Genomic DNA, 13,485 nt, shown 5'->3' with positions numbered 1-13,485 from the left:
AGCGACAGCCCTAGTCCGAGACTAGGGCTCAAACCACTACATAAACTTGACGTTAAAGGTCACACCAATCTGGCGCGGATCGCCATAGCGAATATATTGTTTTTCTGCCCAGCCATTATCGGGCTCGTTACCAAAATAGAAACCACGAACGCCATATTCTTCATCAAATAAATTACGGCCCCATAAATAAGCCGACCAAGCACTCGCCTCATAACCAAGCCGCGCATTCACAACAGTATATGGTTCAGAGCGGGAGTCGTTACTGTCTGAGTAGTAAAACTCGCTCTTGCCACTCATATTCAAGTTGGCAAACCAACCTGAGTTAGCACGATAGGCCCCGCCTATGCTGTAGGTAAAATGGGGGGAATGGGCCAGATCTCGGTCGGTTAAGTCTACAAACTCATCTTCACCCACCTCATACTTATAATCACCATAGGCGGTATTTAAATAGCCAACGCTAGAATATAAATGCCAATTACTATCGATGTACCAATTAGCATCAATTTCAAGACCATAGTTTTTTGAACTTCCAGCATTATCTACAAAAAGAATAAACTCACTCATATCTTCAGGATTTTTTTTAGATGCAGATACTTGCTGGTCTTGCCTATCCATATAAAAAACAGCAACATTAGTACTGAGAACTCCAGATAGCCATGCTGACTTAAGGCCTAATTCGTAGTTATATAAAGTTTCAGTATCAAATTCTTTTTTATCCGCCAAATTCGCAGGTAAGGTCATATTAAAACCACCCGCTTTATATCCCTTGGCAACTCGAATATAGGCATTATGCTGTTCACTAAAAGCTTTACTCAATGCGAGATGACCACCCCACATTGTTTCTGATGGTGAAAAAACATCCAGATTTGTATCGCTATAATCACTTGAGCGATGTTCTAATCTCAATCCAAGAGACAGTAAATAATCATTACTCATATCAATATCGAGTTGACCAAACATCGCATAATTTTTCGCATCATATGTTGAATCCAAATATTTAGTTCTTTCTTTAAAGCTAGGATTCAAACCACCATTACTATATTTTGCATAGTCAACCAAACCGTTATCTTCTTGCAAATTCGCAAAATAAATGCCAAATAACCAATCAGTCGACTTGTTAAATATTTTTCCTGCATCATTTGAGGTTAGACGTAATTCTTGAGTAAACGTTTTTCTTTCACCAACTTTTGACCATGTTGCATCATACACACAATGCAACTTTCCAATTGAGTTCCAATCGGCATCATAAATATCACATTGTTTCCCAGACCAATAATCTGGGTTAGCCCAATCGCCATCGTAACTATAATGATGATCGGTATTGGCAAATGAGGTAAGTGATGTCAGCTCAAACTGCTCTGCACCTGAGTAAGTCGCTTTAAAACCCACACCAGTGGTGCGCTGGCTATCAACGCCAGGCTGATCCGAGGTCGTCTGTGTTGGTGAATTGGTTAAACTCCACACATCATAACCATTATCAAAATTGGCATGTAGCAGGGTTAAATCCAGTTGCAAATCATCGGTTGCATACCAGCGTAATTTAGCGCGACCCGTAAATTCATCACGGCCATTGGTGTCATCACGTCCTAAATACAGATTATCGCGATAACCGTTTTGCTGATGTTGCTGTAGCGCCACACGGTACAGCAACTTACCAGAATCCGTTAATGGTCCAGAGCTAAAACCGCTAAAGGTTTGCAGATCGTCATTGCCTAAAGACACCTCTGCGCCATGTTCAAACACATCGGTTGGATCATTACTTTTTAAGTAAATTAATCCCGCTAAGGCATTGGCGCCGTAGCGTGTCCCCTGTGGCCCACGCAGCACTTCGACTTGTTGTAGATCATACATACTCGACACCATGCCGATACCAGATAAGTCAATATCATCAACAATATAGCCTACCGATGAGTTAGGTGCGCCTTGATATTGCTCTTGCTCACCCACGCCGCGGATCTGAAAATATTTCGGCCGCGAGCTGCCACCTGACCAATTAACGTTAGCGATGGAATTAAGCACATCTTCAAAGTGCTGTGCGCTTTCATCTTGAATTTGCTGGGCATCGATAACGGTTATGCTTGAAGGCATTTTTTCTAAACTGGCACTGCGAAAATCCGCCGTCACCACCATGATTTCCATCTCAGTGTTCGGATCGGGTTTATCGATAGCATCGGTTTGTGCAAATGCAGAGGTGCTGAGCGCGGCGGCAATGGCTAAGACCAACGGTGCTCGCTTCAAGGATATGCTAGAAATGTGATTTTTACTGTTAAACATAGGACCTCAAATATAATGTTTGAGATCCGGCAACGAATAAGCGATTCAGAAGTGTGCTGTTGATTGGCCCATTCCTACGCCGGTATTAGCCGGATCAGGTTCTAAGGGTTCGTCTGATGACATCTCAGTTTGCAGTCACTAGAGTTAAAGTGAACTCGCTGCAAACACCCCTTGGCGGCGCTTAGTATACATGACGAAAATAATAAAGTAGACACACTTGTGCCTGCGATATCCTTAAATGTCACTAAAACCTTGTCTTTCAGCACAATGTTAAAAGTCTTATGCTAAACGTCAGGGCAAAAATGCCCACCGTCGCAGCTCAAATCCTTTAGCTCATTTGACCACTTCTCACGATAATGTTATAGAAGACCGCGATTTTGAACAGGATAAGAGGATCATACTCAATGCAGCTAAAACCGTTAGCCAAAGGACGTTATAGCCAGCGATGGGAGCAAGACTATCCCCTTATTGAAGCGGTGATACTAAGCTGTATCAGCGAAGTTAAAATGCTTAAAAAAGGCGCTCATCTAATGACACAAGGTGAAGCCATGGCCTCACTGGTATTGGTAAAACAAGGGCGCGTATCACTTGGCCATACCGCCAGAAATGGTCGATGTTTTCAATTAGGGACTATCGATTGTGATTCGCAACTTTTTGGTGAGATGGAGTTTTTTACTCAGTATCACTGTCAGTTGGATATTATTGCCAATGAACCCTTAGAAATCATGATCATTAGCGCCGAAAAACTGCAGTGCTCCCTTGGGCAACATCCGCAGCTTGCGTTATTTTTCGCCAGTGCCATTGCTATTGACTACCAAGACACCGTCGATATTTTTACCCGGCGACTGCTTTATCCCATCAGCTATAACGTGGCATATGATATTTACCATGAATATTTAAATGATTTACCCGTCGATGGCTTTAGTAAACGCTATTTAGAGGCGGAGCGATTTGGTACAACAGATCGGGTCTATCGACGTGCGCTACAGCTACTTGAGGAACGTGGCCTGATTGAACGCAACAAAGAAGGGATTAGGATTAAAGATCTCAATGCCCTTAAACAATTCGTTGAAGCTGCGATATAGCAAAATTAAAAAAGCCCACTCTCGAGGTTATTCATTCGCGAAAGTGGACCAAATCAATTAACTTAGCAAATGGATCTTAGGCCGCTGCAGGCTTCATTCGACCTGAAACAATCAACATAATAAATATCGCAACATAAAGCAGTGGAATAACATACATCACAGTTTGTAATCCGATTATGCGCTCAAAGAATGAGCTAATGGCGGGACTAAACATGGCGCCAGTACTGCCACTGATCAGAATATAGGACACATTTTTACTACTGGCTTTTTTAACAAAGGACACGCCATAAGCAATAAATGCGTTATATAGGGCTGCGCACACAAAGCCATAACCGTAGGTTAAATAACCTACCCAATTAAGCTTATCGGTCGTCACAATCATAAAGGTGATGATCATAGCAAGGCCGATAATTGCGACTAAAAAATGGTGAATTTTTACCCGCGTCACAATCAGCGTCGAAATTAATGCACCAATCAGTGCTGCTGACCAATATTGAGTAATAATATTGCCCGCGTCTTCAAATGGAATATTAAATTTTTGCTTAACGAATAAGGGAGCCCACGTTAAAAATGTATACAGCGCCAACATGCCTAAAAATAAGCCCACACCGCCGCTAATAATGCCAAAATTCCATTCCGATTGTTGCTTATCTTCAGTAGTCGATGATTGCTCACATAACGAAAAATTAGTAAATAAGGTAATAATCACGGTTCCCAACGCCACGAGACCTACAGCTAAGTAACTGTAACTCCATGACAATGAACTTGTGAGTGCATACGTTGTGATTAAAGGGAAAATAACCCCCGCAATATTAAACGTGGCATCTTGTACGACTAGCATGGTGCTTTGTAATTTCTCTTGCCACACCGATACCACTATTGTACCGGCAATACATAACCCCATACCGCCGCAAAAACCAATTAAGGTCATGGCTACCATCACGACTTGTAGAGAATGGGTGAGATGTAATGCCACAGCACACACTGCCACTAGACTGTAACTAATTATGGTAATTCGCTTGATGCCTAATTTTTCAATAAAGAAAAAGGCAGCAATAGTACCCGCCAATGCGCCACCATTAAGCAAGGAGAATATGGAAGCAACGTCATTCACGTTTGCTGAAAATTTATCTGCAATAGGCTCAATCAGCATCCCAAATTGAGTGGCAAAGCCCGCCATTATAAAATTAGCGAGAAAACTAATTGCAGTTAAAGTGATTTTATTATTCATTTTGTCATTCCATCGGTGAAATGCTAAGGATACAAAGGATAGCGTTAACCCTAATTAAGCGCGGTTTCTAAGGCGAGTTCGATCATATTATTGAAAGATAATTGACGCTCTTGCGCCGTTGTTTCTTCACCCGTTAAACAGTGGTCCGATACCGTCAGAATAGCTAAGGATTCAATTCCCTGTTGGTGTGCCAAACCATAAAGTCCTGCCACTTCCATATCAATACCCAACACTCCGAAACGCTCGAGCGCAGGGATCATATCTTCGTCGGGATCATAATAAAGATCGCCACTAAACACGTTGCCAACTTTCACGCTAATGCCTTTTTCATTGGCTTTGGTATAGGCTTTATGCAGTAAAGAAAAAGTCGCCGAGGTCGCCATTTGGTAGCCACTGCTGCGTTTAGCGTTAGTGGGTGAGTCCGTGCCAGCGGCTTGAGCTAAAATCACATCGCGCATTTGAACATGCTGTTGGGTCGCCCCTAAACTGCCGATACGAATAATACGTTTAACGCCGAAAAAATTAATCAACTCATGGCCATAGAGCACCATAGATGAAATGCCCATACCATGGCCCATCACCGAAATGCGTTGCCCTTGGTAATAACCTGTGTAACCCAGCATATTGCGAACATTAGTGACTTCTACGGCATCAGTAAGATAGGTTTCAGCAATATATTTAGCCCGCAGCGGATCGCCCGGCATAATTACAGTTTCAGAAAAATCAGTAGGTTGCGCATTAATATGAGCCGTCATAGGTCTATCCTCATGTGGTAATATGCAGATAGTAGTGCTCAACCGCGAAATATTTTTAGGACTAAAGTCCGGATCTTCTCTTGCTGTCCCCCTTTTTTGTTAAAAGTGGATGATTTATCGCAACGTTTACACTCAGCATCATAAAACTTAATAACAAACCATGACTTATACCAATCACATTAAATATCTAATCAGTTCAGAGCCTCACAGGCATCTCAATCCAAGGCGCATTGACGCAGAAATGGTCATTCCCTTTTAAGTCAATGCAACACGGGAGTGGGATGCCTGTGTGGCTCCCGAAGGGCGGGTTTCAACGCGCTTTATACTGCGTTTAAGGCTTTTGACAGAGCACCACTATGCCTTCAAGCCTTCGCCTTGTCTAAAGCGCGTTGAACTCCCGCTGAATGAACAGATATTTAATACGATTGGTATTAACACATTGTATTTGATACAAATAAAAAGACTTATGCCAAAAAGAGTAAGTCTTTTTAAAATATATTTTATTTCTAAAATGTAGAAAATCCGATACAGACTCTACAAAAGCAAGCACCAATCTAATTTGAATAGGTCTCGCGCACATAAACGTCAAATTTCACCACTTGGGCGTTCGGCGCCACAGCCGACACCTGCAATTGCTGTTTACCGTGCAATTTCACCGATTTCCAGCTTGTTGCCTCATCTTCAATAGTAAAGCCGCTGGCATCGTACCAAGTGAATTTATACTGCACGCGCATATCGGTAGAGGTTTTACTCACAATCAATGCAGAGCCTTGAATTAAATCACCTACACGGCGCGCATCAATATTTTCGATCGCAATTTTACGAGCAAAACTGCTACTATCAACACGAGTCTCACCTTGTGAGCTTACCGAAATACCCGCCGTATTTGAGGCACAAGCACCAAGCGTAAGCGCTGCAGCCATGATTAACCCTGTGTAGATATGTTTCATGTTGTTCTCCCTATCTAGCGATAAAGTATTGGGCAAATATGGCCCACTTTGACTGGCAGTAATACTCATCGACAGAAGCTGAACTCATGCTTAATCATTTGGTAATGAGTCGCCCAGCGGGGAGTACTATCACTTAATCTATCAAAAAATGTGCCCGAGCAGTGGCAATAAGTTGTTTACGATTAGTTTGCCAACAATCAATATTCACGTTGGCAACTCGTCGACCCTGACGGGTAATTCGGCATTCAGCAAAGCTATCCTTGTGCAGGCCAGCACGCAAATAGTCGATTGAAAAATCAACAACTTTAGGTACTTTGGCGGTTTGCATAAATACCATTAATTGCACTATTGCCGACATTTCCATAAAGCCTGCAATCACGCCGCCATGAATGGCAGGTAACACAGGATTACCGATATTATCGGCTTTGGCGGGCAGTTTAAAAATCAGTTCATCACCAAAACGCTCAACCTTCATACCAATGAATTTGGCATAAGGAACATGCTCAAGTAAATGGCCAAAATCATTAAGCTCGGTCGCGCGTTTAACGATGCCTTGGACATCGATAGGCGCTTTTACTTGGGGGTTTTGAGTAACACTTTCTGCTAACGCAGAATGATTTTGCTCACCACTCCCACCTAGCACAGATACTGTCTCCCCCATAAGTGCTTGTCTAAATGCATCTCCGACCATTTCAGGGCTGATCCGCATAAAAGAACCTACCGCATGGGCGATGGGATCATCGATACTGTCTTGATAAGCAATTGCGCGGGTAAAGGCAATATTAGAAGACAACTTATAACATTCAGCGAAGCCATACACAGGTTTATTAGGCTGCGCTGGCTTCATATAATCCACCCGTAAATCGAGGGTGGGAGAAATCTCTAATGATTGATATTTTTGATAAATAGCACTCACAACTGCACTGCCGCAAGCGGTATCCATTAAGGTCGTGATAACCCCACCATGGATAACGCCAGTATCTGGATAACCAATTAATTCAGTGCTGTAAGGCAATTCAATCAACACATGATGCTCGCTCGCCTCCAGAACAGCTAAACCGAGGCGACGACACTGGGCTAATTGTTCCACAAACCGCTGCGCCATTTGGGTCAGCGGAAAAAACTCGGGATTGACCTTCATTGACCTTGGCTCAACATGGGACCCAGTGGTTCTCCGCCCACGAGGTGAATATGAATATGGTACACTTCCTGTCCACCATGCTTGTTGCAGTTCATAATCAGACGATAACCATCCTTCGCAATGCCAGCCTCAGCGGCTAATTTTGCAGCAACTGTCATCATCCGACCCAGTGCCGGCTCATCAGAGGCTTTCATCTCGTTCGCCGTTGGAATTAAATGATTTGGCACAATCAAAATATGGGTTGGCGCCTTAGGGGAAATATCTCTAAAAGCGGTAACCAATTCATCTTGATATAGAATATCCGCTGGAATTTCACGACGAATAATTTTACTGAAAATGGTTTCTTCGGCCATGGGGCGTCCTCCTTGGGTTAGTTGGCATAGTATACTAGCAATTTAACACTTTGTGTCTGCAGATATTTTGCTTTTCATTTGCCTGTTGCAGGCATTTTTGGCAGCATGACCACCATTAAAACACTCAGGTTTTGCAGGATAAATATGATCCATTACCAGATAATCCCCGTTGATCCGAAAGCCCATTTATTTGCGGTCACTATGACGGTATCTAAGCCCAACGCAGTGCAAATATTCAGCCTACCCGCTTGGCTGCCCGGCAGTTATATGGTGCGAGACTTCGCCAAAAATATCATTGAACTCAAGGCTCAGGATGCAAACGGCCAAGCACTTAAACTCACCCAATTAGATAAGCAAACCTGGTCGGTTGACCATAATAGCAACGAAATTATTCTGACTTATCAAGTGTATGCTTGGGATTTATCGGTGCGCACCGCACATTTGGACATGACCCACGGTTTCTTTAATGGCAGTAGCGTTTTTTTATCGGCACACGGTTTTGAAGATCAAACTCACACTGTCGCTCTGTTGCCTCCCACAGAATTAGCGTTAGGTGACTGGCGCGTCGCGACCAGCATGAGCCGCACCAGTGGTGATGACTTTGATTTTGGTCAATTCAGTGCCGAAAATTATGATGAACTGATCGATCATCCCGTAGAGATGGGATTATTTATCCTAGGGAGTTTCGATGCCTGTGGCGTGCGGCACGATATCGTACTCAATGGCCGCCATCGCGCTTGTATGCCAAGACTTTGCCAAGACTTAAAGGCCATTTGTGAGTGCCAAATTAACCTCTTTGGCACACCTGCCCCCTTCAAACGTTATTTGTTTATGACCACAGTATTAGACAATGGTTTTGGCGGTTTAGAGCACAGAGCGTCTACTGCATTAATGTGTTCTCGCAAAGATTTACCCCTTTCAATCGATGCGCCCATCAATAATGACTATCGCACCTATTTATCTTTATGTAGCCACGAGTATTTTCACAGCTGGAATGTGAAACGTATTAAACCAGAGTGCTTCCGCCCTTATCGACTCGAAACAGAAACCTACACATCGCAACTGTGGGCCTATGAAGGGATAACCTCTTATTACGATGATTTTCTGACCTACAGAGCGGGACTTGTCGATAAACAAAGCTATTTAGATATGCTGAGTGAAACCTTCACCCGCGTTTACCGTAGTCCGGGGCGTTTTAAGCAAAGTATTAAAGATTCAAGCTTTAATGCGTGGACTAAGTTTTATAAACAGGATGAAAATGCACAAAACGCCATCATCAGCTATTACACTAAAGGCGCACTGTTTGCTTTGTATCTCGATTTAACCTTAAGAAGCGAGACGCAAGGCAAGCACACTCTCGATGATGTGATGACAATTCTATGGCAAGAATATGCGCTGCAAAACCGTGGTACCACAGATGATTGCCATCAAAAGATTGTTGAGCGCTTACTCGGGCGTGATTGTCACGACCTGTTCGCCTATTTAAATAACACCGACGACATTCCATTGGCTCCTTTACTTGCTAAATTTGGCGTCGAACTTACCCTTCGGGCCAGCCAAGGCGCGCAAGATGTAGGCGGGGTCAAAGCCAAAGGTTATGAAATAGCCTTTGGTGCTAAAACCCAAGCCGCACCAATCGGTTTAAAAATAGTGACTGTTACCCAAGGCAGCCCTGCCCATCTTGCAGGTTTAAGCGCAGGAGATGTATTAATTGCCGCGGACAATCTTCAAGTCACAGGGCAATTTGAGGCACAGTTGCAACAGTATCCACTTGGACAAACCTTACCGTTACATTGGTTTAGACGGGATGAATTAATGATGGGGGAGTTAACCATCACACCAGCACCAAAGGATACCGTCGCACTATCGATTATTGATGACACGAAATTAGCCGCTTGGCTTGGCGTTGAAAATAAGCCATAAATTCATCGTTATAAAGCAGATAGATAAGGTCATTATTTATCTGCTTATGTTGATGTTCAGGTATTGTGCGTTGTTTTTATACTTTTGCTATATCGCTTAGCGATTAGGCAGCTTGGCAATTTCTTGATCGAATAAATTCTTAATCAATCCAGAGAATTCTGTCACAAACAAGGTTTGAGAAGGCGTTGCTTTATGATTAGCAACCGAAGCAAGGATTTCCTCTAGATCGTATACTATGGCATCCACTTCACGAATAATGGTATTTCGCTCAGTAAAAGATAACGAAGGATGTTGGCCACAAACCATAATGATTTGAGCTGACAACTGCTCTTCAAATAACTCCATCACAGTGTCATCGGAAACACATTGAGTATCAGGTAGTTCAAATATGCCAAGATGCTCAGTCAAATACTGGATCAAATGCATGTAACCATCTTTATCAGTGACCATTTTTTACCCTTAACACTCATGAACTTAAGGTCAATACAACCTAAATTAATAATATTAGTCAAAATACTAACACGTTCAAAACTCAACCTATTGCTTTTATTCATCAATGTCAGCTGCTACCACACCTTAGCTTAAGTCTCACAGCAGACATATTGATCTACGCCAATCTTATTGATGTTACTGCGTTAAGGTTAGTACAAAAGACACAGGAACGGCTTGGCTAATACTAGACAACCCTGCAATATCCCGCAATTTTTCAACACCAGTGACTAAACCAAATTCATTAGCATTGATTATTATCGGCTGAAAGCTGCTAACCATCAGTTTATTATCGGAGATTTTGGTCAACATTACCGAGAATGTTTTAGTTTGCTCTTTACCATGAAAAGCAATTTTACCCTCGATATCTGTGACGATAGTTTCCCCCGCCGCTAAATCCTTTAGCATTTTGCTATCTACCTGCGAAGTGAGTTTAAGCTCTGGATATAAGGACACTTCAAACAATAAATTTTGCATGCGTTCATCACGGACTTCAATACCTGTTGACACACTCGTAAGCGGAATCACTAACTCAAATTGCCCATTATCTTTTAGCGTACCTTTGAGTTGCTTAAAGTGATGTATCTCACCTATATCACCTTTTTTTAATGAGATAAAACTGACTCGTGAATCTTGCTCCATGACTTGCCAGTGTGCCGCACAGCTAAAGCTCACCATGGTTAACAATGCCGAAATTCCAATCCATTTGTTCATTGCATCAGCCCTCAAAGAGTCAGTTTAAACGCTATATTCAAGCAAATTAATCGTGATTTACATCCATTTATGATCACCAAAGATACTCTTTTTCTCTATTAGCGACCAGTAAACAATGACTCAAACTCGCACTAACCATTTATCTAAACTGTTGGCAAAAGCCTGTTTATCCGCTTGTGAGAACGAATCTGGACCACCAGTGTGCACGCCAGAACCTCTCAAGTCTTCCATGAAGTCCCGCATCGTTAATTTTTGTTTTATGTTATCGATGGTGTACAACTCACCACGGGGATTGAGTGCCAAAGCGCCCTTTTCAATCACTAAGGCGGCCAAAGGAATATCCGCCGTGATCACTAAATGCGAAGGCTTAACATGATCGACAATATATTGATCCGCTACGTCAAACCCCGCCCCCACTCGAATTTGGCTGATATAAGGCGATGGTGGTACACGGATCATCTGATTTGCGACTAGCACAAGGGGTAAGGCTTTTCGCTCTGCCGCCCGAAAGAGTATTTCTTTGATAGGATTAGGGCAAGCGTCGGCATCAACCCAAATTTTATAATCACTCAATACTTGGATACTCAATCAATAATAACGACTTAAACAATGGCGACTTAATCATAATCACTCAACCTAGAGTGGCTCCGCGATTCGACTATTTCGTCACATCAAATATCTGAAACAAGATTTCAGACCCGATTATGGGGCTAAACGATCGATAATCCACTGAGTATTATCGCGAGTATAAATAAAACGATCATGCAATCTGTGCTCTCCTCCCTGCCAAAATTCGATACTCTTGGGTCTGACAAGATATCCCCCCCAAAAACTAGGCAAGGGCACATCCCCCTTAGCGAACTTAGCCTTCATTTCGAAAAATTTGCCCTCAAGCACTTGTCTGGCACTGAGTTTACTCGATTGCTGCGATACCCATGCGGCAATTTGGCTGTCTTTAGGCCGAGTCATAAAGTATTTAAGTACTTCAGTAGTAGAAAGGGCCTGAGCTTCGCCAAGCACCGATACTTGGCGCTCCAAAGGATGCCAAGGGAAATGTAAACTGACTTTATTATTGGCTGCGATCTGCTGTGCCTTACGGCTGCCTAAGTTAGTGAAAAACACAAAACCTGTGTCATCAAAACGCTTAAGTAACACAATCCGTTGAAAAGGTTGACCTTGTTCATCCACAGTTGCCACACACATTGCAGTGGGATCGCTAAGCTCAGCATCCCTCGCCTGTGTCATCCACAGTGCAAACAAGTCCATCGGGTTTTGCGGTAAGTCGGCACGTCTTAAGCCGCCTTTAGCATACTCGCGGCGGATATCACTGAGATCTGTCATGGGGAATTCCTTAAGCAAACGGGCAGTCTAATCATGGCAATCACTTTTATTACAGCAAAAAGCTATCGCATCAATGGGATGAGTTTACCACGCAAAATAAAAAATCTTAGCCTTTCTCAATGGCAACAAAAGATAAAAATATCAACAAAAAATCCATGGTATTCTCCAAAAAGACAAATACCAATAATTTACATGACTTCAGGGATCAGTACTTCAATCTGACACTGCTGATAGTGGTTAAAACGAATGTTATAACCTTGCTCGGTCGTTAATGAACAACTCCCTAAGCATAAATGTGCAGGAAATACTTGTGTCTCGATAGGATGGTTAAACCCAATCACATCCCAACTCACAGGGGAAAACACGCTTAACAAATGCTCGAGCACAGCGTAGGGATATAGTGACAAATCAAGATTAGTTTCAAAACTCACATAGGAGCAGCCATACGCTTGTCCAGCCTGGGGCGTAATATGCAACGTAATGTAATACTTCCCCCAAAGTCCATTCATTGAAAAGCCATATGGCTCAAATAAATGAGCATCAAAGGTGAATTCAGGAAATATTCTATCCAATTCAAGCCACGCACAAATCTCGGATTTGGTTTGTACCTCACCGTTAAGATAGTCGGCAAACTCGCCCCGAATATGGTACATGAGCAACTCTAAGGTATTATCGTCCGATTGGGCATGATAGCGCCCTTCTGAGCAAAAAAAATAATGGTGATGTGAGTCTAAATGTCCGATACGAAACGCCTTGCCAGAGATGAGTCGACGCAATTGAACAATATCATCGGCAAAGGTGCTGTTTTGCAAGTGGGAATGGTATTCATTTTTGCGCTGGTAGCTGACTAATGCGATATTATTGACCATTAACTTGTCAATAAAATAGCAAGCAGCATTGACTAACATGCTGTTACCACAGGTTAAAATTAAAATTCTATCATCCCAAACAAACAGGCTAGATTCACTGAGTAAATAAGCATCACAGTGTTTACTTTTCAGCGTAGAAAGGATATCCGCATTGGCGCATCGCACTAAGGATGACCAAAAAGATAAATCCAATTGGCGTAAATTAGCCGCAACTGGGGTCACGATAATCTCGAGCTTTTTTTCTGAACCTTCGAAAAACATCAACTCTTTGACCTCATGATCGTCACTCATCCTTTACTTAATCCTAGAACAACGGGATTTTACACGACTCAGACTGCAATAAAAGCGAAAATCTTTCCC

The 13,485-nt window shown here is 42.7% G+C and carries 14 protein-coding genes and 1 riboswitch; of the genes, 3 read left to right on the top strand and 11 right to left on the bottom strand.

Translation table 11 applies throughout. The features are described from left to right. Positions 1-36 precede the first annotated feature (36 nt). Complete coding sequence (locus MZ182_RS08260; protein ID WP_248065981.1) at positions 37-2,274, bottom strand: TonB-dependent receptor; 2,238 nt, start codon at positions 2,272-2,274, stop codon at positions 37-39. Between the two features lie 54 nt (positions 2,275-2,328). After that, positions 2,329-2,456, bottom strand: a riboswitch (TPP riboswitch). Positions 2,457-2,678: 222 nt separating this feature from the next. Here MZ182_RS08260 and MZ182_RS08255 point away from each other — a divergent pair. Then, a complete protein-coding gene (locus tag MZ182_RS08255) occupies positions 2,679-3,359 on the top strand; it encodes a Crp/Fnr family transcriptional regulator (RefSeq protein ID WP_011919133.1) in 681 nt (226 codons plus the stop codon). A gap of 76 nt (positions 3,360-3,435) precedes the next feature. On the opposite strand, the gene tsgA is transcribed toward MZ182_RS08255, so the two are convergent. Next, on the bottom strand, positions 3,436-4,590 hold the full coding sequence (gene tsgA, locus MZ182_RS08250; protein WP_248065985.1) for an MFS transporter TsgA: 1,155 nt from the start codon (positions 4,588-4,590) through the stop codon (positions 3,436-3,438). Positions 4,591-4,640: 50 nt separating this feature from the next. Further along, a complete protein-coding gene (gene deoD, locus MZ182_RS08245; protein ID WP_011789657.1) occupies positions 4,641-5,345 on the bottom strand; it encodes a purine-nucleoside phosphorylase in 705 nt (234 codons plus the stop codon). A 289-nt stretch (positions 5,346-5,634) separates the two neighbouring features. Here deoD and MZ182_RS08240 point away from each other — a divergent pair, with 289 nt between their 5' ends. Next, complete coding sequence (locus tag MZ182_RS08240; protein ID WP_248065987.1) at positions 5,635-5,862, top strand: hypothetical protein; 228 nt, start codon at positions 5,635-5,637, stop codon at positions 5,860-5,862. Positions 5,863-5,899: 37 nt separating this feature from the next. Here MZ182_RS08240 and MZ182_RS08235 read toward each other — a convergent pair whose 3' ends face one another. The 3 genes from MZ182_RS08235 to hinT all read right to left on the bottom strand — a co-directional run bounded on the left by MZ182_RS08235 (position 5,900) and on the right by hinT (position 7,789). Beyond that, positions 5,900-6,295 carry a YcfL family protein gene (locus MZ182_RS08235; protein WP_248065990.1) on the bottom strand — a complete coding sequence of 132 codons (396 nt, stop codon included), beginning with the start codon at positions 6,293-6,295 and terminating at the stop codon, positions 5,900-5,902. Between the two features lie 133 nt (positions 6,296-6,428). Continuing rightward, a complete protein-coding gene (locus MZ182_RS21435) occupies positions 6,429-7,436 on the bottom strand; it encodes a PaaI family thioesterase (protein ID WP_248065993.1) in 1,008 nt (335 codons plus the stop codon). After that, complete coding sequence (gene hinT, locus MZ182_RS08225) at positions 7,433-7,789, bottom strand: purine nucleoside phosphoramidase (RefSeq protein WP_011789661.1); 357 nt, start codon at positions 7,787-7,789, stop codon at positions 7,433-7,435. Before hinT ends, MZ182_RS21435 begins: the two co-directional genes overlap by 4 nt. A 144-nt stretch (positions 7,790-7,933) precedes the next feature. Here hinT and MZ182_RS08220 point away from each other — a divergent pair, with 144 nt between their 5' ends. Beyond that, on the top strand, positions 7,934-9,712 hold the full coding sequence (locus MZ182_RS08220) for a M61 family metallopeptidase (RefSeq protein WP_248065994.1): 1,779 nt from the start codon (positions 7,934-7,936) through the stop codon (positions 9,710-9,712). Positions 9,713-9,808: 96 nt separating this feature from the next. Here MZ182_RS08220 and MZ182_RS08215 read toward each other — a convergent pair whose 3' ends face one another. From MZ182_RS08215 to MZ182_RS08195, 5 genes are all read right to left on the bottom strand, one after another. Next, positions 9,809-10,162 (bottom strand): DUF3802 family protein, encoded by a 354-nt coding sequence (locus MZ182_RS08215; protein ID WP_011789663.1) that lies wholly within the window; start codon positions 10,160-10,162, stop codon positions 9,809-9,811. Positions 10,163-10,339: 177 nt separating this feature from the next. Next, the gene (locus MZ182_RS08210) at positions 10,340-10,915 is read right to left on the bottom strand and encodes a YceI family protein (RefSeq protein ID WP_248065997.1); all 576 of its coding nucleotides are present in this window, start codon (positions 10,913-10,915) and stop codon (positions 10,340-10,342) included. A gap of 120 nt (positions 10,916-11,035) precedes the next feature. After that, on the bottom strand, positions 11,036-11,488 hold the full coding sequence (locus tag MZ182_RS08205) for a YaiI/YqxD family protein (RefSeq protein WP_248066001.1): 453 nt from the start codon (positions 11,486-11,488) through the stop codon (positions 11,036-11,038). Between the two features lie 129 nt (positions 11,489-11,617). Next, on the bottom strand, positions 11,618-12,256 hold the full coding sequence (gene pdxH / locus MZ182_RS08200) for a pyridoxamine 5'-phosphate oxidase (RefSeq protein ID WP_011789666.1): 639 nt from the start codon (positions 12,254-12,256) through the stop codon (positions 11,618-11,620). 188 nt (positions 12,257-12,444) lie between these two features. Further along, entirely contained in the window at positions 12,445-13,386 is a 942-nt protein-coding gene (locus tag MZ182_RS08195) for an S-adenosylmethionine decarboxylase proenzyme (protein WP_248066018.1), read from the bottom strand. Positions 13,387-13,485 lie beyond the last annotated feature (99 nt).

It is taken from the genome of Shewanella sp. JNE2 (genome assembly GCF_023159115.1).
Lineage (GTDB): Bacteria > Pseudomonadota > Gammaproteobacteria > Enterobacterales > Shewanellaceae > Shewanella > Shewanella putrefaciens.
The sequence above is the reverse complement of the archived record's forward strand: the minus strand, read 5'-3'. Positions and strand labels throughout refer to the sequence as shown.